Origin of the sequence: Clostridium gasigenes (genome assembly GCF_900104115.1) — a bacterium.
GTDB lineage: Bacteria > Bacillota > Clostridia > Clostridiales > Clostridiaceae > Clostridium > Clostridium gasigenes.
The window spans coordinates 121,246-140,017 of record NZ_FNJM01000006.1; the positions used below are offsets into that span (position 1 = coordinate 121,246).

Consider the following 18,772-nt stretch of genomic DNA (forward strand, 5'->3'; position numbering starts at 1 on the left):
AATGAGCACCTTTTTTATTTGAAAAGTTAGGGAGCTGAAAGCTTTAGGGCATACGATATATTAAAAAAATATGCCTAAAGACCTAAATTGTTTGACATAATAAGTAGATAAGGATAAATTAATATATAGAAACAAGACATATGAATTAAAAGAGTAAGGTAACTTGAAAAAATAACTAATACGGGGAAAGTTGAAAGGAAGTAAGAATTTGATTAAAGAGGTTATAGTTGTAGAAGGACGAGATGACATAACTGCGGTTAAACAAGCAGTAGATGCTGAATTGATAGCGGTAGGTGGTTTTGGAATAAATGCAAAAGTAATAGACAGAATAAAAGAAGCACAAAAAAGAAAAGGTGTTATTGTATTCACTGATCCTGATTTTGCAGGCGAAAAAATTAGAAGCATAATATCTAAAAGAGTTAAAGGGATAAAACATGCATATATAGCTCAAGAAGATGGTATGAAGGGAAATAACATAGGAGTAGAGAATGCAACTCCAGAAGTGATAATAGAGGCTTTAAACAGGGCAAAGAGCTCTGAAGAAGACAGAATAGAATTCTATACGGCGCAAGATATGTTCTATTTTAAATTAACAGGTAAAGATGATTCTAGAAAGAGAAGAGTGATGCTTGGAAAAATTATAGGAATAGGGTATGGAAATGCAAATCAAATGTTATCAAGATTAAATAATTATGGAATAACAAAAGAAGAGTTTACAGAAGCTATAAACAAAATAGAAAAAGAATTGGAAGTGAGTAAATAATATGGATACACAAGATATGAAAACAGCAGAACTTGTAAAGAAATATAATTTTAGATTTACAAAAAGTTTAGGTCAAAACTTTTTGATAGATGAAACTGTAACTGAAGACATAGTTTTAGGTGCAGAAGTAACAGAAGAGGATTTGGTTATAGAAATTGGACCAGGTGTTGGAACTTTAACTACACAATTATTAAAAAAAGCTAAAAGAGTTGTAGCTATCGAATTAGATAGTACTTTAATATCTATACTACAAACTGAGATTGGTGATAACCAAAAACTTATGTTAATACATAATGATGCTCTTAAAGTTGACTTTAACGAAATTATTGGAGAAGAAAAAAGCGTTAAGTTAGTTGCAAATTTACCTTACTATGTAACAACTCCAATAGTTGTTAAACTTTTAAAAGAAGGTTATAAATTTAAATCATTAACAATAATGATTCAAAAAGAAGTTGCAGAAAGAATGAATGCAGATCCAGGGTCAAAAACTTATGGAGCACTTTCATTATTAGTTCAATATTACTGCAATACTTCAATAGTAAGAGCTGTACCACCAGAATCATTTATACCAAGACCTAAGGTTGATTCAATAGTAATAAGATTAGATAGATTAGAAGAACCAAAGGTTCAACTTGATAATGAAAAATTATTCTTTGATATAATAAGAAGTTCTTTCAATATGAGAAGAAAAACTTTATGGAATGGGTTAAAGAGCATAGGCCTTGATAAGGAAAATTTACAATTAGCCTTTGATAATGCTGGAATAGATCCAAAGAGAAGAGGGGAAACGTTAAGCATTCAGGAGTTTGGAAAATTATCAAATAAAGTAAATGAATTATTTTAGCATATTGGCTTGTTATTTTTGAATATAGCTAATATTAGGCTAGTATATAAATAAAAAAAACCTCTAAGAGTACTGTTTTAGTAGCAGATAGCCTTAGAGGTTTATTTTTTAACATATTCTAGTATAGTAAGCATATAATATATTGAATTAATGTAAATGGAGGAATTTAAGTTTTGTCACAAATAAATAAATTGTATAGAAACTTTATAATACTACAAGAAGACGAACGAGGTCATTCAAGTACTAGTGATAAGACATTATCAGGATATTCAAAGATAGAAGCAAAAGGAGAAAGATGTAAGGTATCGTTTTATGCCCAAAACTTAAGAAAAGATATTGATGATTATAATGTTATGCTTATTTGTAATAAGCGAGATTCAAAACAACTTATAAATCTTGGTAAAATTGATGTAGGAGATGGGGGTAAAGGGGAATGTACAAAAGAATACTTTGCTGATAACATAGCAGGGTTAGATGTAGCCTTTGATAAAATATGTGGGGCTGCAATAGTTAAAATGAAAGATGGAATCCCTATATTTATAATGTGTGGATTTATTAATGGGGATCAGCCATCAGATAATTGGAAAAATTATAAGGTTGTTAAAGCCGTTGAGGAAAGCCATAAACCTAAGGTTGAAATGGCTAAAAAAGACTGGGATAAAAAATATGATAAGAAAAAAGACAAGGACAAAGACAAGGATAAAGACAAAGACAAAGACAAATGTAAATGCAAAGATAAAGATCACAAAAAGCATGATGATGAATGTGATAGAGATAATGAAATAGTTACAGATCCAATAGAAAAGGTAGAGACAATAGAAAAGGTAGAGACAGTAGGAGATGTAGAAACAATAGAAACGGTAGATCCAAGGGGAAAGTTTGAAGAGTATGAAGGCAGTATTCAAACTGAGGGGGCAAAGTTAGAACCAGCAGAGCCAATAGAAAAGGTAGATCCAAGAGGAAAGTTTGAAGATGATGAAGAAAGTATTCAAACTGAGGAAAAAAAGGAATATAAGGCTCCAGATATATTCGAAGTAAGAGGTAGTGTGGGTGAGTATTTTGAAGGTATTGCAAGAGGCTTCGAAAATTGTAGGGATAAATATCAAGAGATTAAATATTGTAAATGGTATAAAGTGAAAGTAAATGATTTATATGAAATGTGTAATATGTCAAATTACAATAAGTATACAGTTGCATATTATCCAATGTTAAATTACTATCCGTATATTAAAAAATATGGGAAATTTATGCTTGGATATAAATGTGACAAGGAAGGAAATCTTAAATATATCATTTATGGAGTTCCAGGAAAGAGAGAAAAAGATGAACAACCATATGAAGGAAAGACTGGTTTCGTAACATGGATTAGTGATGATGATAAAGATAGAAATGGTATGGGATGTTGGCTAATGTTCTATGATTTTAAAAACTCAACTGTTGTTGTGCCAATGCAATAACATGAGATTTAATAGGATATAGGAAGTACTTATAATTCCTAATGAGCAGATTAGTATGAATAAGAAGCAAATCTATATTTTATCATTACTATTATCACTAATGTTTATTCTTGTATGCATGCAACAGTTTTTCTCGGAAGATATAAAAAAAGTGGCACTGAGAAATAATGGCGTTAATAAGTTCTCTGAATATAAGTTGAATGAAGGAGAATACAAGGTGTTATTGCCTGGGGAATGGATAGTAGAAGAGGGAATGGAGAATGTAGATGAGACGGAGTTAGAGATTAGATTTAATAGTGATAAAATTGAGGGAAATATAACTATACTAAATAATCTTGATAGCATAAATAAAGTAGATATAAGGATATTTCAGAATATAAATAATAAAAAATATTATGAATATAAAAGCAATGGAGTATCCTGGAATGTAATAAATTATGAAGTCAAAGAAAATAGTAATAATTTCAGGAACAAATGCTATTTTAGAGAAGACTCTGAAGGAAAAGTTATCTTGATTAACTTTAAATATGATGATAGCAAATCTAAACCTAGTATTGAAGTTGTTTTTGAAGAGATAGTTGACAACTTTAGATAGTATATGGAATAAAATTTGCCATTGAAGAATTAAAGTATTATAATTTACTTGTAATTAGGAGAAGCTAAATTGCTTCTCCTAATTATTTATAAGAAATTAAGTTACATAAAGGAGACTGGTATAATTGAAAAAAACAAAAAAAGCAGTGGCGGTAGTTGCCACTATATTAATTTCCTTGAATTTTGTAGGTTGTAATACTATTGATAATTTGCAGAAAAAATTAGGTTTTAAAAATGAGTACTTTGAAAAATTTCAAACTCAAAATATAGATCAAATAAGTATCCAAAGTGTACGTGACCCTGCTTTCAAATTTATAGTTACAGAGTCAAAGGCTATAGAAGATATGTATAAATTGCTTTATAGTTCTAAGGAGAGTGAAAATAAAACTGAATTAAGTCCGGATTATATTTTTGAATTTAATATGGGCGATAAAGTTGAAAAGTTTAATTATATAGTTGGAGCTCATGAAGGAAATTTTTATAATGATACTAACATCTTTACGGTATCTAGTAGAGTAGATGAGGGTATAATGAAAAATTTATCATTTATTAGAAAACCTAGAGATTTTGAATATATATATTATAATTCAATATCAAATGTATTAAATTTAAAGAAAAAAGAATTTACTGAAACCCCTCATAAAGTTGGAATAGATATTCAAGGGGATGTAGATTGTTTAAAGTATGTATTTTCAACTGATATTGAAGCATTTTTGAAAAAAGCAAGAAAAACAATACCAGATATAGAATTAGTAAATAACAATGCAAGTGAATTTGATGTTGTGTTAACAGTTAAGAATAAAGGATATGATAGTTCTACATATAAGTCTAAAATATCAGTAGATAATAAAAAAGATAAAATACAAGAAGATTACTATATAAAAGCTAAAAATGAATTTAGGGAATGGAATATAGTAACTAGCGAAGCTAATATATCAAAACCAAATGAATGGTATGAGGAGGAGTAAAAAATGAGTGATTGTTCAAGTTGTCCTAGTAAGGATTCATGTTCTTCAAAGGAGACTAATAAGGTAGAAAGTTGTGGAAAAGTAATTCCAAACTACGGAGATGTAAAAAATATAATAGGAGTAATTAGTGGTAAAGGCGGAGTGGGTAAATCTACGGTTACAGGAATATTAGCTAGTATATTAAGAAAAAAAGGGTATAAGGTTGGAGTTTTAGATGCAGATATAACAGGTCCATCTATGCCTAGGTTTTTTGGGATAAATAAAGAAAGAGCTAAAATGAGAAAAGTAGGAGAAGATGGAGTTGAATATATGCCAGTTTCAACTAAAAGTGGAATTAAAATAATGTCAATGAATCTTTTAATTCCTATAGAGGATGAACCGGTAATATGGAGAGGTCCTGTAGTAACAAGTGTATTAACACAAATGTTTACTGATACAAATTGGGGAGAATTAGATTATTTATTAATTGATATGCCTCCAGGAACATCGGATGTAACATTAACAATAATGCAAAGTTTTCCTATAAGTGAGATGGTTGTTGTTGCAACACCACAAGATATGGTGTCTATGATAGTTAAAAAAGCTGTTGTTATGGCAAACAAGATGAATGTTAAGGTAAGAGGGGTAATTGAGAATATGGCTTATATTAGCTGCCCTGGTTGCAATACAAAAATGAAAGTATTTAGTAAAAAGTCGTCAGAAGAGCATGCAGAATATCTAGGATTAAATTTACTTGGAGAATTACCAATAAATTTAGATTTAACTGAAGCTTTAGAGGCTGGGATTGCAGAAGAATATGTTAGAGATAATGATTTATACTCATTAATATTTGAAGGCTTATATTAGGGATATACATAATAAACGTATAATAAGGCAATAATATCAATGTAATACTAATTGAAGTGAATTTAAAGAAATATTAAATTCTTGATATTTCTTTAAAAATCACTTATAAAGAAAGGAGAATATTTATGAATGCAAGTGTTGATAAGGATACATGTATAGGTTGTGGATTATGTCCATCAATCTGCCCAGATGTATTTGAAATGGATGATGATGGAAAGGCAATAGCTAAAGCTGATGTTCCAGAAGGAAAAGAAGAAGAAGCTAAAGATGCAGAATCAAGCTGTCCGGTTAATGCAATTTCAATAGAATAATACATATAAAAAAGCTACCCATTTTCGGGTAGCTTTTTTAAAAACTATATTAATATTAAAAAACGGTGTCGGTTCCTTTTATAATTCTATTAATAGGTAATAATGACATAATAATTAAGCATATTATAAGTTCTCCTCCAACAGCAACGCCGTTAACAGCTAAAGAGTAAACTGCTGGTGACCAACCTTCAGGAGCAAATTCTCCAAAGAAAGCATAGCCTGAAATAAAGTGACATACAAATCTAAGTGTCATTCCTATAGTAGCTCCTAAAGACATATTGTTTTTAAAGTATCCTGCAAAACCTATAGCCATAAAAGGTAAAGGATAATCAAATAATACTTGAATAGGATGAATTATATAAGGGTTTATTATTAAGCTTATAATACCAAATAAGAATCCAGTTAATAATCCAATTTCAGGACCATACATAAATGCAATAAGTAATAGCGGAATCATGCTACCAAGAGAAATACTTCCACCACCATTTGGTAATGAGTAAATCTTAATCATATTTAAAATAGTAGCAAGGGCTAATGCTATACCTATTCTGGCCATTAATTTAGCATCTAACTTTATCTTTTTGAATTTTATAATTGCCAAAAGGAGTAAGATACCACCTACCACGGTTAAAATTGATAAAGGGTTGCCTAAAAGAGTTGTATAACTCTCTTTTAGGGTTGATATAAAGTTTTCCATAAAAAAATACCTCCTAAAAAATATGCTAGGAGATACCATGGGCGTGAGTATAACTTTATCACGCATCGTATATGGCTTCCCTACGCTGGTATTAACCAAGATCAGGTTTAAAGGGTTAATGATAGTAAATCATCTCTCAGCCTTAAGGCACCCCTAGCACATTGTAAATATAAAATAATTTTACAGTTATTACTAGAAAAAGTCAATTAGTTTATTTTGAGCAATTTCTGCTCTATGATTATTATAAAGACCATAGCTTCCAGAAAGTGAAGCCATATCAATAGATGAACCTATAGAGATGGAAGCATTAAAGTTAGTTAACGGTATAGTTATTATAGTATCATCTTCTAATGAAACAAAAGCTTCGGAATTATTTAAATCAATAATTTTACCTTTCATAAATACACCACCTAAGTATTATTTTTTTCAAGTGCCTTATGATTAGTTTGTGCAAATATAGAAAAGAAATACAAAAAAAAGATATATACTTATAAGTATATATCTTTATATATAATCTTAAAAACCTTGAGAGCTTCTTCTATTCTCGGTTTCATTAAATCTTTCCTAATAATATATTCATTTTGTCCTTTAGGCGTTAGTGAATAAAACTTTTGAAATTTTTTCTTTGGATCATCCCAAATACCCATAACAAATCCTTCTTTTTCAAGCTTCTTTAATAATGGATAAATTCCACCGGTACTAGGCACCCAAAGACCATTTGTACGGTGACCTATTTTTTGAGAAATATCATTGCCATTGGCATGACCTTTTGTTAATATGTGGAGCACGTAAATGGGTAATAAACCCTTAGTAAAGATTTGACCTGAAGACTCTTTACTTTTTTGCAGAGCCTTTAATTCAGATAATTTTTGCATATACTCATCATGAAGCCTTTTTTCCTCTGCTTTAATATCAGATATGTTATTAAAGCTAAAGTTTTGCATAGCTAGTCAACCCTTTGTATAGCTATACCTATCATTCCTCTTCCTGAATGAGCTGCAGACATAGCGCCAACTAATGTTAATTCGACTGATACTACATTATGTAAGTTTCTTAGGTTTTCCATGAACTTAGTGCCTTCTTCTAAAGCATCACCTTGAAGTACCCAAAGTTTACACTTTCCTTCCGTAAGATGTTCTTTAATTATTTCATGAAGTTTTGAAAGAGATTGTTTTCTACCTCTAACTTTGGCAATAGAACAATAAACTCCTGTCTTATCCATTGTAATAATAGGTTTTAAATGTAGGAATTGTCCTATAGCACCAGCGAGTTTTCCTATTCTTCCACCTTTTATTAAGTATTCTAATGTATTTAAAGTATAGTATCCGACTACATTTTCACGTGCTTTAGGAAGATATTCTAATATTTCTTCATAAGATTTACCCGCTTGTACCATTTTGGAAGCTTCTAATACAATAACGCCTTGACAATAGCCTATTATTTTACTATCAAAAATAGTAGATGTTAAATTAGGGTGTCCTTCTAATGCAAGCCTGAAAGCATTAAATGTTCCTGATAGTGCTTTAGATACACTAATAGCAATTACATGAGTGTAACCAGCTGCCTCTATTTGACTAAGAACCCTTTCACAAGTTTTTGGGCTTGGTAGTGAAGTTGTTGGAATTTCAGTTTCTAAAGAATTATAAACCTCTTCAGAAGTTATATTTATTTTATCTTCAAATTCACCATGTGAGTAGATTATTCTTAGCGGCGAAAGATGGATATCGTTTTCTTTCATAGTTTCTAAAGTTAAATCGCATGCACTATCAGTTACTATTGCAATCTTTTGCATAAAAGTTGCCTCCTTAAAATTTAATAAATATGTCTAGATTATAGCATAAAATAAAACTATATCAATAGTGATAAGGTTAGTCATATTAAAAAAAATAACAAGCAAATATATATTTAACATTTACTTGTTATTTTTTAAAAATTATTTAACAAATATTACCGCTTAATATGCAAATTTATTTTAATAAATTTTGTGAATAGCTAATCCTATTAATCCCGGACCAACGTGGACACCTAATGCAGGACTAATTGAAGCTATACCAATTTCTACTATATTCTCTAAGTTTTTAATGCTTTCTAAGTAAGCTCTTCCTTCTTCAAGGGCTCCACCTTGTAGCACTTGAATTTTACATTTACCTTTGCTTAAAGCTTCTTTTAAGATATCAGTAAGTTTTGAAAGAGCTTGTTTTCTACCTCTAGCTTTACAAGCTGTATAGTAAACACCATTATCATCAACACCTATAACAGGCTTTAAATTAAGTAATTCGCCAATAGTACCAGCAACTTTACCTATTCTTCCACCTATCTTTAAATACTCAAGAGTATTTAAAGTAAAGTATGCTGATATTCTTCCTCTAAGTTTAGGAAGATTGGATATTATATTTTCGAATGATTGACCTTCTTTAATAGCTTTAGCAGCTTCTAATACAATCATACCTTCGCCATATGCTAGCATCTTTGTATCATAAACATGAGAAATCAATTTTGGATGATCTTCTAAAGCTAATCTTACGGCATTAAAAGTTCCAGATAATCCACTTGATATAGTAATGGCAATTACATGAGTATATCCTTCTTCTTCTAATTTAGTTAAGACAGAATTTATTTTTTTAGTACTAGGAAGTGATGTTGAAGGAATCTCGATTCCTAATTTTTCATAGACTTCCTCTGGAGTAATAGATACTCTATCTTCAAATTCTCCATAAGAGTAAATAATATTAAGAGGAAGCATATTTATATTATTCTCTTTTAATGTTTCTAATGATAAATCACAACTACTATCAGTTATTAAAGCAATTTTTTGCATAATATTAACTCCTTTGTTACATTTAATTCTATGCAAATATTATATCATAAATTTTATATGCATATCAATAGTGATAAGATAAGATAATTATCACTATTGATATAGTTTAACCAAATTTTAAAAAAAAATCCCTTAATTAAAAGAAATGTCTGTATTGTTATTTACAATATGCCAAATAGTTTTGCCAGGTGATAGGGGAACTATATCTCCATTAATATCATAAAGTATAGTTTTATCATTTTCATCTGACTTTTTCCAGAGTACATTTACATATCTACCATTTGAAAATACATAGCCATCTCCTTCACCTATAAGATCTATATCTAAATGCAAATTATCATCTTGAAGAGATATTGTAGTTTTTTGAATAACTACATTAGCAAAGCTAAGCTGTTTATTAGTAGAAGCGTCTAAAGCTATTTTGCCATCCATTGATTTTTTATATACATTATCTTCATATAAATATGAGGTATCGTAACTTTTGTTCAAATTCAATCTTATATTTGATATAGAAGTTAAAACTTCATTTGAGTAGTAAGCTTTATTAAATTCTGCAAATGGTTTTGGAATTGATAAAAATTTTTTATCAATAATGGAATCTAATATATTTTTAGAAGAGGTGTATAAGTTGTGAGGTGACTTTCTTTTGGGATCTCTCCAAAAATATGATCCGTTAGATAGTTCATTTATACTCATAATAGAGCTATCTTTAGAAATACTAGTTAGAGCATCCACAGATCCTCCGCAGTGAGCAAAAGATAAATTATTTTCTAAAGCTAGCTCTAAAAAATAAGGTCTAATGCTTCGTACAGGTCCAATTATATCAGCACTATCTTTATGAAAAAGAGCCATAAACCTAGGAATTCCGCCTTCTGCAGATGTTTCATAAATAACATCTGCAGATCCAAGTCCACTTTGAGGTCGTGAAGAAGTAGAGTTTTCAATCATAACCATAAATGGTGTATTAGAATTAGTAGATTCTTTAATGTTCTCACCTGTATAAAATGAAGGAACCATGCCATCCATATTAGTAGAGGTTTTAAGGCTAGAATCTTCTTTAGGGGAACACCCAATTAAACTTATAATTATTATTATAGAAAGTAGTGAAAATTTTGACTTCATAGTTATTCTCCTTTATTTTATAATAGATAAAAGAATTTAATAAAAATATATATTATTAACAATATATTACAAGTCATAAGAAAAATATGTCTACAATTAAAAATTTATATTTATATAAAAAAGGTTAAAAAATGAAGATAGAGGGATGTAGTTTGAGGTTAATGAATAGTATGTTACTTTTATCATCTTTGATTAGAAAAAATATATAGAGTATAATAGTAAAATACTATATATTGTGTAACGGGGGTCGAATTAATGCTACATGTAGTGAAAAGAGACGGAAGAGAAGTAAAATTCAATGCAGAGAAGATAGCGATAGCTATTAGAGGTGCTGGGATTGAGGTAGGACAAAAGCTTAAAGAGAGTCAGGTCCTAGATACTGTGCAAAAAGTAATTAGTTATATAGAGGTATCTGGAAAGGATAAGGTAACTGTAGAAGAAATTCAAAATTTAGTGGAGAAAGCATTATTTGATAGAAATTACGAAATAATAGCTAAGGCTTATGATAAATATAGAAAACAAAGAACTCAAGTTAGAGAAAAGAAATCTGACTTAATGAAAGCTATAGAACAAATTGGAGTAGAGACAGATAGAGATAATGCAAATGTAGGAAATAACTTTAGTTCTAAGTTATTAAGAATTGCATCAGAATCTAATAAATGGCATACTCTAGCATCAATGCCAAAGAATTTAGCAAAAGGTCATGAAAATGGAGATTTATATTATCATGATTTAGATAGTTACAACTTAACAACAAATTGCTTGCATATACCAACTAAAGAAATGCTACTTAGTGGATTTAATACTGGGTATGGAACAATTAATGCACCAAGAAGAATAGAAACAGCTGCAGAGCTATCATGTATATTACTTCAATCAACCCAAAACGATATGTTTGGTGGGCAATCCCATCCAGATTTTGATAATGATATGGGTATTTTTGTTGAGCCTACAAGACAAGAAGTTAGAGCAGAACTTAAGGGTTATGGAATTGAAGGAGATAAGTTAGAGAAGTTAGTTGAAGAGAAAGTAAGAACTAGAGTGCATCAAGCTATGCAAGGCGTTGTATATAATCTTAATACTATGCATTCAAGAGCTGGTTCACAAGTTCCTTTTAGTTCTTTAAATCTTGGAATTCCAGATTCTAAAGATGCTGCATTAGTTTGTGAAGTATTCTTGCAAGAGTATGAAAAAGGTTTAGGAAAAGGCGAACAACCAATTTTCCCTAACATTATTTTTAGAGTTAAAGAAGGGGTAAATAGAGAATCAGAAGATGAGTACCATTATCTTTATAAATTAGCTTGCAAGGTAGCAGCTAAAAGAATGAACCCAACTTTTATGAATATAGATGCTGATTTTAATAAAGAATATTACGATATGGGATATATGCCTGCAACTATGGGGTGTAGAACATACTTAATGAAGAATGTAAATGGTGAGCCAGGTTGTAAAGGAAGAGGAAACATTGCTCCAACAACAATTAACCTACCAAGAGTGGGAATACAAGCTAATAAAGATATAGATAAATTCTTTGAAATATTAAAAGCAAGATTAGATATGGCAAAGGATTCACTACTTCATAGATACGGCGTATTAAAGAACCTTAAAGTTAAGGATCTTCCATTTGTTGCAGGTCAAAATTTAATGAAGGGTTCAGAAGATTTAGGTCCAGACGATTCTATAGAACCAATCTTGAAGCAAGGTACTTGGGGAATTGGATTTATAGGACTTGCAGAAACTTTAATAGCTTTAACAGGTAAACATCATGGTGAAGATGAAGAAACAAGAAACCTTGGTGAAAAAATAGTAACATTCATGAGAGAATATACTGATAGAGTAACAGAAGAAACTTCATTGAACTGGAGTTGTTATGCAACACCAGCAGAAGGTTTATCAGGAAAGTTCATTAAACAAGATAAGAAAGCATTTGGTATTATAAAAGGAGTAACAGATAAAGATTACTATACAAATAGTTATCATGTTCCTGTTTATTACTCAATATCAATTAAGCGTAAAATAGATATTGAAGCTCCATACCATAAGATGTGTAATGCTGGTCATATTAGTTACTTAGAAGTAGATGATTGCCCATCAGGTGAAGCTATTATGGATATACTTAACTATGCATATAAGAATACTAATATTAGTTACTTAGGTATTAACTTCCACATAAGATATTGTAAAGATTGTGGAACATACCTTCAAAGTAATGAAAATAAATGTACAAAATGTAGTAGTACAGATATTCAAGGTATTTCAAGAGTAACAGGATATTTAAGCTTGGATGAAAGATTTGGACCAGGTAAATATCATGAAAGACAAGATAGAAGATCACATACAGGAACTGACAAAAATAATTATCAAGTTTTATAAAATATATACCTAGCAGGGTGATTCGTGTTGATCAACACGAATCACCCTGTTTTTATTAATTATATATATCGGAAAATTCAATCTGTATTTTTTCAACATTTGTTTGAATTGTAAAATCTTTTTTTGAATCCTCATTATTAGAATTAGAAACAATCTTAACAGGTAGGCTTATTATAAATTCAGTACCTTCGTTATACTTACTTTTTACATCAATTTTACCGTCATGCATTTCAACTAAAGATTTAACTATAGATAATCCTATACCGCTACCTTCATGATTTCTACTTAATAAAGGGTCTACTTGTTTAAACCTTTGGAAAATTTGTTGTAGCTTATCTTCTGGAATTCCTCTACCATTGTCCTTTACAGAAATTATAACATAATCATTTTTATCATATACAGAAACCTCAATAGTGGCTCCTGCCTTAGTGAATTTAGTAGCATTAGAAATTAAATTAAGTAAAATTCTTTCAATATTTTCTTCATCAAAAGCCATGATTTTTTCTTCTATATCTGTATCAAAAATAATGGTTCTTGACATACTGTTTATATAATCAACAGTTGACAGTGTTATTCCCTCAATAACTTCTACTATATTTTGATTTTCTAAATTTAACTCCATAAATCCAGACTCAAGTTTAGTAATATCTATTAAATTATTTACTAGCCTTAATAACCTATAACAATTTTGTTTTATACTATTTGTGTATTTGTTTAATTTATCAACATTATCTGAATTTTCATATTTGTTTAGATATAAAGAAAATAATTGAGCTGTAGAAAAAATGATATTTAATGGAGTCTTCAATTCATGAGACATATTAGCAATAAATTCAGTTTTTAATCTATCATAGTTAACTACGTCATCTAATAACCTCTTGTTTTCATCCATCATATTATTGAAGCTATTAGATAATATTCCTATTTCATCCATGCTATTTATATCAGAGCGTATAGTCAAATCACCTCTGCCGGCTATTTCCATACATGATTTTAATTTGTTAATAGGATTAACTAAAGACTTGGCCATAAATAAAGCTATAAATGTACCTAATAAAATTATTATTAATCCGCTAAATAATATTGTATATAAAATTGATATAGATGAAGATTTTAAATCATCATAATTAGCGGTGGTAACAATATACCAATCCCAAGGTTCGAAATAATTATAATAAGCTAGTTTATGTATTCCTTTATAGGTGTATTCAATTGTTCCATTTTTATTTGAGATTATTTCTTTAGCAAAATCAAGTTCTCCTATATTTTGACCTTTATTTTTAGGGTGGACAAGTTCAGTTCCTGTTGAATCCATTATATATACATAACCTGTTTTCCCAATTTTAATATCATTTAATGTTTGTTCTAAGTAATCATTAAGCATCTTATTACCTAAGCCTAGTGCCCCTATAACTTTTTTGTTTTTATCCAATAATGGTTTGAATTTTGACATATAACTTTCGCCTTCAAATGTCACTCTACCACTATAATCTTCATTGTTAATTATTTTATTATAGATAGGTGAATCACTAGAGAGGTATGTTCCTATAGCCTTTTTATTATCTTTAATAAGAGTTGTAGACACTCGTATTAGCTTATTATCATTTAACAAATATATACTAGCTATTGCACCTGTAGATGACTTTATATTATCAATAACTGTAGGATCTAATGATAATCTTTGTTTTCCAGCATATAAAATTGGTAAATCATAATTCTCAACTTTTATAGTTTGAGTATCATCTACATTTAAATCACCTAAATTATTTAATAAAGTTTCAGCAGAGTTTAAATCACTGTAGTTTTTATCAGCAAGCAAATTATTTCTTATGCTTGTGGTAGTATTAATCAATTCTGTTATGCGTTGATTTTTTTCTTTAACTTCATTAAAGACTGCATCTTTTGTTTTTTTGCCTATTAAATATCCTAAAAAAGTTACTGAAAATATAATTAATATTAAGTAACTAATAATTAATTTAGATTTAATACTCATATGTTTAAGAGCCTCCTTTTTGTAAATTCAAGAAACATATTATGTAAAATATCAAAAATGTATATAAATATACATTTTTATTCTAATATGTTAATTATAATGCTATTTACAAAATAAATATATAAATATATGTTAATATAATTGTTATTTTAAATAGCTTTTTAAAATCAAAAATTCAAACAAGTAAATATATTTAGTTACAATGAGCGATGCTGTAGTTATTACTATTCAATATGAGTTGTAACAACTATGTATATGCTTTTATCTCTATTAATGAAAATAATTTTAGATACAATAAAGTGACTTTAACTTTTAAATAGCAAAAAAGTAGCTAAATAATAATGCAAGATAAAATAAAAATATTGCATTATAAGGATTGAAACAAAGCAAAATTGTTTTTAAAACAATTAAAATGAATAAAATAAAATAAATCTTGCAATTATTTATAAAATGCATGATAATTTGATTGTTAATAAAAAAAAATTATGATAAAATAATAAATAGGAAATTATAGTTGATACAATAAAAGGGGCCTTAAATATCTTATTTTTACATGAAATTATTTGAATATTCATACAGATAGAAAATTAATATTCGAAAATATTTCATTTAAATAGGAGATAAGTATTTAAAATAGAAATGCAAAGCAATAAGCAATAAGTGTAAAAGGGGGATTTTAAATGTCTGTTAAAAATTTAGAAAATGGTAAGAAAATATATATTGTAGATACTACATTAAGAGATGGGGAGCAGACAGCTGGGGTAGTTTTTGCAAACCAAGAAAAGGTAACAATTGCGTCAATGTTAAGCGATGTTGGGGTTGATCAACTTGAAGTAGGGATTCCTGCTATGGGTGGGGATGAAAAAGAAGCAATAAAGGAAATTGTAAAAAGAAATAAAAAGAGTAGCATAATGGCTTGGAATAGAGCTGTAATTAAAGATATTGAGCAATCAATAGATTGTGGTGTAGATGCTGTAGCTATTTCAATTTCTGTATCGGATATTCACATTAAGCATAAACTTAAAACTTCAAGAGCTTGGGTTCTTGAAAGTATGGTTACTGCTGTAGAATATGCAAAGAAAAATGGTCTTTATGTATCTGTTAATGGGGAAGATGCATCAAGAGCTGATAGGGATTTTTTAGTTGAATTTATTAATATAGCTAAAGCTGCTGGGGCGGACAGGTTTAGATATTGTGATACTGTTGGTATAATGCAACCTTTTAAAATTAGAGAAGATATTAATTACTTGTTTGAAAAAACAGGTTTTGATATAGAAATGCATACTCATAATGACTTTGGGATGGCAACAGCTAATGCAATAGGTGGGCTAATGGGCGGAGCAACGCATGTTGGAGTTACTGTAAATGGGCTTGGAGAAAGAGCTGGAAATGCAGCACTTGAAGAAGTGTTAATGGCATTAATGTTTGTTTATGATTATAAAGGTGATATAGATACAAAGATGTTTAGGGAAGTATCTGAATATGTTTCAAGAGCATCGGGTAGAATTTTGCCAGTGTGGAAGGCTATAGTTGGAGACAATATGTTTGCCCATGAATCAGGAATACATGCAGATGGAGCTATAAAAAATCCTAAAAACTATGAAGCTTTTGACCCAGATATTGTTGGAGCTCAAAGACAAATAGTTATTGGAAAGCACTCTGGTAGAGCAGGAATTATAAATAAATTTAAAGAATATGGAATTGAATTAGATAGTGAATCTTCACAAGTTATATTAGAAATGGTTAGAGAATCTTCAGTAAGAGTTAAGAGAACTCTTTTTGATAAGGAATTAGTTGAAATATATAAAGAATATAAAAGGCTATTAAAATAAAAATTAATTAGATATTAAAAAAATAACAGTCGGGTTGGTAAAATAGAGAATCAGGTGGGCTAGCTATTTTAATAACAATAAGCAATAAGCAATAAGCAATTTATAAGGGGGAAAAAACAATGGGAGATAATTTAGTTACTAAAATACTTAAAAGCCATCTAGTAGAGGGTGAATTAAAAATAGGTGAACCAATAGGGATAAGAATAGATCAAACATTAACTCAAGATTCAACAGGAACTATGGCGTATCTTCAATTAGAAGCTATGGGAATAGACAGAGTAAAAACTAAAAGGTCTGTAGCTTTTATAGATCACAATATGTTACAACAAGGGTTTGAAAATGCAGATGATCATAAATTTATTCAAACTGTAGCATCAAAATATGGAGTTCATTTTTCAAAACCAGGAAATGGTATATGCCATCAAGTATTTTTAGAAAGATTTTCTACTCCAGGAGAAACTTTAACTGGGTCAGATAGCCACACGCCAACAGCCGGTGGCGTTGGAATGCTTGCTATGGGTGCAGGAGGATTGGATGTTGCATTAGCTATGGGTGGTGGAGCTTATTATATAAATACACCTAAAGTATGTAAGATTAACTTAGTAGGCAAGCTAAAACCAATGGTTGCAGCAAAGGATATTATATTAGAAGTACTTAGAAAACTTACTGTTAAAGGTGGAGTAAATAGAGTATTTGAATATGCAGGTATGGGGATAAAAACTTTATCAGTTCCACAAAGAGCAACTATTACTAATATGGGAGCAGAACTTGGAGCAACTACTTCAATATTCCCAAGTGATGAAAGAACTTTAGAATTTTTCAAGGCTCAAGGTAGAGAAGAAGATTGGATAGAATTTATGCCAGATTTAGATGCAGTATATGATGAAGAAGTAACTGTAAACTTAGACGATCTTAAACCTTTAGCTGCAAAGCCCCATAGCCCAGATAATGTTGAAGAAATTTCAAGCATAGGTAAGGTAAGTGTTGATCAAGTTGCAATTGGTAGTTGTACAAATTCTTCTTATGAAGATTTAATGAAAGTATCAAAAATATTAAAAGGTAAAAAGGTTCATCCAGATGTTAGTTTAGTTATAGCTCCAGGTTCAAGACAAGTTATGGAGATGATGGCTAGAAACGGAGCACTTGCAGACATTATTAGTTCCGGAGCAAGAGTCCTTGAAAATTCTTGTGGTCCATGTATTGGTATGGGGCAAGCGCCTGGAACTAATGGGGTATCTCTTAGAACATTTAATAGAAATTTTTATGGAAGATCTGGAACATTATCAGCTAATGTGTATTTAGTTAGCCCAGAAACGGCGGCGGTTTCAGCAATAGCGGGGGTTTTAACTGATCCAACAGAAATTAATATAGACATAACTGTTGAAATGCCAAAGGAATTCTTAATAGATGATTCTATGATATTAGCACCCGCTCCAGTTGGAACAAAAGTAGAAGTTCTACGAGGTCCTAATATTAAACCATTCCCAGTGAACGATAAATTAGGCGAAGTTGTAGAGGGGAAGGTTTTAATTAAAGTTGAAGATAATATAACAACAGATCATATTATGCCTTCAAATTCAAAACTTTTACCATTTAGATCTAATATTCCTTATCTTGCAGATTTCTGTTTTAATACAGTAGATTCAGATTTTCCAAAAAGAGCTAAGGAAAACAATGGTGGAGTTATAATAGCAGGAAACAATTATGGGCAAGGGTCAAGTAGAGAGCATGCAGCACTTGCACCTCTTCATTTAGGAATAAAAGCTGTTATAGCTAAATCATTTGCACGAATTCATAAAGCTAACTTAATAAACAATGGAATAATACCATTGGAATTTGAAAATGAAACAAATTATGATGCGCTAGATAATTTAGATAAACTAGTTATGGAAAATATTCAAAGTGCATTAGACAATGGAATAGTTAAAGTTAAAAACGTTACTAAAGAAACAGAGTTTAATGCTTTGGTTCAATTAACAGAAAAAGAGATAGCTGTAATTAGAGCTGGTGGAAGACTTAACTATGTAAAATCACAAAATAAATAGATTATTTATTTTATTATGACTAAGGTAAAGGAAAGCAATTATTTGCTTTCCTTTATTTTTAGTATTTAAAACAGAGAATGATGGTGTAATTAACCTATCCACTTATACG

Annotated in this window: 17 protein-coding genes and 1 riboswitch; of the genes, 10 read left to right on the forward strand and 7 right to left on the reverse strand. The window is 29.7% G+C overall.

Translation table 11 applies throughout. The features are described from left to right. Positions 1 to 208: 208 nt before the first annotated feature. From rnmV to BLS77_RS11715, 7 genes are all read left to right on the forward strand, one after another. Positions 209 to 763, forward strand: a complete 555-nt coding sequence (gene rnmV, locus BLS77_RS11685; RefSeq protein ID WP_089969857.1) for a ribonuclease M5 — start codon at positions 209 to 211, stop codon at positions 761 to 763. A 1-nt stretch (position 764) separates the two neighbouring features. Beyond that, a complete protein-coding gene (gene rsmA / locus BLS77_RS11690; protein ID WP_089969861.1) occupies positions 765 to 1,607 on the forward strand; it encodes a 16S rRNA (adenine(1518)-N(6)/adenine(1519)-N(6))-dimethyltransferase RsmA in 843 nt (280 codons plus the stop codon). Positions 1,608 to 1,780: 173 nt separating this feature from the next. Then, positions 1,781 to 3,064, forward strand: a complete 1,284-nt coding sequence (locus tag BLS77_RS11695) for a hypothetical protein (protein WP_089969863.1) — start codon at positions 1,781 to 1,783, stop codon at positions 3,062 to 3,064. Between the two features lie 55 nt (positions 3,065 to 3,119). Next, a complete protein-coding gene (locus BLS77_RS11700) occupies positions 3,120 to 3,659 on the forward strand; it encodes a hypothetical protein (RefSeq protein ID WP_089969864.1) in 540 nt (179 codons plus the stop codon). Between the two features lie 124 nt (positions 3,660 to 3,783). Beyond that, positions 3,784 to 4,626, forward strand: coding sequence for a YhfM domain-containing protein (locus BLS77_RS11705; protein ID WP_089969867.1), 843 nt, complete (start codon positions 3,784 to 3,786; stop codon positions 4,624 to 4,626). A gap of 3 nt (positions 4,627 to 4,629) precedes the next feature. After that, positions 4,630 to 5,472: an Mrp/NBP35 family ATP-binding protein gene (locus tag BLS77_RS11710; protein WP_089969869.1), complete on the forward strand. Its 843-nt coding sequence runs from the start codon at positions 4,630 to 4,632 to the stop codon at positions 5,470 to 5,472. 125 nt (positions 5,473 to 5,597) lie between these two features. Next, positions 5,598 to 5,783: a ferredoxin gene (locus BLS77_RS11715; RefSeq protein WP_089969872.1), complete on the forward strand. Its 186-nt coding sequence runs from the start codon at positions 5,598 to 5,600 to the stop codon at positions 5,781 to 5,783. Positions 5,784 to 5,838: 55 nt separating this feature from the next. Here BLS77_RS11715 and thiT read toward each other — a convergent pair whose 3' ends face one another. From thiT to BLS77_RS11745, 6 genes are all read right to left on the reverse strand, one after another. Continuing rightward, a complete protein-coding gene (thiT, locus tag BLS77_RS11720) occupies positions 5,839 to 6,480 on the reverse strand; it encodes an energy-coupled thiamine transporter ThiT (RefSeq protein WP_089969875.1) in 642 nt (213 codons plus the stop codon). Positions 6,481 to 6,540: 60 nt separating this feature from the next. After that, a riboswitch (TPP riboswitch) is annotated at positions 6,541 to 6,645 on the reverse strand. 27 nt (positions 6,646 to 6,672) lie between these two features. Continuing rightward, positions 6,673 to 6,879, reverse strand: a complete 207-nt coding sequence (locus tag BLS77_RS11725) for a hypothetical protein (protein ID WP_089969879.1) — start codon at positions 6,877 to 6,879, stop codon at positions 6,673 to 6,675. Positions 6,880 to 6,968: 89 nt separating this feature from the next. Beyond that, a complete protein-coding gene (locus BLS77_RS11730; RefSeq protein ID WP_089969883.1) occupies positions 6,969 to 7,424 on the reverse strand; it encodes a PadR family transcriptional regulator in 456 nt (151 codons plus the stop codon). A 2-nt stretch (positions 7,425 to 7,426) separates the two neighbouring features. Further along, positions 7,427 to 8,272 (reverse strand): DegV family protein, encoded by an 846-nt coding sequence (locus BLS77_RS11735; protein ID WP_089969887.1) that lies wholly within the window; start codon positions 8,270 to 8,272, stop codon positions 7,427 to 7,429. Positions 8,273 to 8,452: 180 nt separating this feature from the next. Further along, positions 8,453 to 9,298 (reverse strand): DegV family protein, encoded by an 846-nt coding sequence (locus tag BLS77_RS11740; protein WP_089969890.1) that lies wholly within the window; start codon positions 9,296 to 9,298, stop codon positions 8,453 to 8,455. Positions 9,299 to 9,430: 132 nt separating this feature from the next. Further along, on the reverse strand, positions 9,431 to 10,420 hold the full coding sequence (locus tag BLS77_RS11745; RefSeq protein ID WP_089969894.1) for a DUF3048 domain-containing protein: 990 nt from the start codon (positions 10,418 to 10,420) through the stop codon (positions 9,431 to 9,433). 255 nt (positions 10,421 to 10,675) lie between these two features. On the opposite strand from BLS77_RS11745, the gene nrdD reads away from it, so the two are divergent. Continuing rightward, positions 10,676 to 12,793, forward strand: a complete 2,118-nt coding sequence (gene nrdD, locus BLS77_RS11750) for an anaerobic ribonucleoside-triphosphate reductase (protein ID WP_089969898.1) — start codon at positions 10,676 to 10,678, stop codon at positions 12,791 to 12,793. A 55-nt stretch (positions 12,794 to 12,848) separates the two neighbouring features. Here the strand turns inward: nrdD and BLS77_RS11755 are convergent, their stop codons facing one another. Further along, positions 12,849 to 14,786 carry a Cache 3/Cache 2 fusion domain-containing protein gene (locus BLS77_RS11755; protein ID WP_089969902.1) on the reverse strand — a complete coding sequence of 646 codons (1,938 nt, stop codon included), beginning with the start codon at positions 14,784 to 14,786 and terminating at the stop codon, positions 12,849 to 12,851. Between the two features lie 680 nt (positions 14,787 to 15,466). On the opposite strand from BLS77_RS11755, the gene nifV reads away from it, so the two are divergent. Then, positions 15,467 to 16,618, forward strand: a complete 1,152-nt coding sequence (nifV, locus tag BLS77_RS11760; RefSeq protein WP_089969904.1) for a homocitrate synthase — start codon at positions 15,467 to 15,469, stop codon at positions 16,616 to 16,618. Positions 16,619 to 16,737: 119 nt separating this feature from the next. Continuing rightward, positions 16,738 to 18,663 carry an aconitate hydratase gene (locus BLS77_RS11765; RefSeq protein WP_089969906.1) on the forward strand — a complete coding sequence of 642 codons (1,926 nt, stop codon included), beginning with the start codon at positions 16,738 to 16,740 and terminating at the stop codon, positions 18,661 to 18,663. Positions 18,664 to 18,772: the final 109 nt, after the last annotated feature.

Excerpts from the sequence above, each read along its gene's own strand:
- BLS77_RS11745 (WP_089969894.1), bottom strand. The coding sequence starts at position 10,420 with ATGAAGTCAAAATTTTCACTACTTTCTATAATAATAATTATAAGTTTA.
- BLS77_RS11700 (WP_089969864.1), top strand. The coding sequence starts at position 3,120 with ATGAATAAGAAGCAAATCTATATTTTATCATTACTATTATCACTAATG.
- thiT (WP_089969875.1), bottom strand. The coding sequence starts at position 6,480 with ATGGAAAACTTTATATCAACCCTAAAAGAGAGTTATACAACTCTTTTA.
- BLS77_RS11715 (WP_089969872.1), top strand. The coding sequence starts at position 5,598 with ATGAATGCAAGTGTTGATAAGGATACATGTATAGGTTGTGGATTATGT.
- BLS77_RS11765 (WP_089969906.1), top strand. The coding sequence starts at position 16,738 with ATGGGAGATAATTTAGTTACTAAAATACTTAAAAGCCATCTAGTAGAG.
- BLS77_RS11725 (WP_089969879.1), bottom strand. The coding sequence starts at position 6,879 with ATGAAAGGTAAAATTATTGATTTAAATAATTCCGAAGCTTTTGTTTCA.
- nifV (WP_089969904.1), top strand. The coding sequence starts at position 15,467 with ATGTCTGTTAAAAATTTAGAAAATGGTAAGAAAATATATATTGTAGAT.
- BLS77_RS11735 (WP_089969887.1), bottom strand. The coding sequence starts at position 8,272 with ATGCAAAAGATTGCAATAGTAACTGATAGTGCATGCGATTTAACTTTA.
- BLS77_RS11755 (WP_089969902.1), bottom strand. The coding sequence starts at position 14,786 with ATGAGTATTAAATCTAAATTAATTATTAGTTACTTAATATTAATTATA.
- BLS77_RS11710 (WP_089969869.1), top strand. The coding sequence starts at position 4,630 with ATGAGTGATTGTTCAAGTTGTCCTAGTAAGGATTCATGTTCTTCAAAG.
- BLS77_RS11740 (WP_089969890.1), bottom strand. The coding sequence starts at position 9,298 with ATGCAAAAAATTGCTTTAATAACTGATAGTAGTTGTGATTTATCATTA.
- rsmA (WP_089969861.1), top strand. The coding sequence starts at position 765 with ATGGATACACAAGATATGAAAACAGCAGAACTTGTAAAGAAATATAAT.
- nrdD (WP_089969898.1), top strand. The coding sequence starts at position 10,676 with ATGCTACATGTAGTGAAAAGAGACGGAAGAGAAGTAAAATTCAATGCA.
- BLS77_RS11730 (WP_089969883.1), bottom strand. The coding sequence starts at position 7,424 with ATGCAAAACTTTAGCTTTAATAACATATCTGATATTAAAGCAGAGGAA.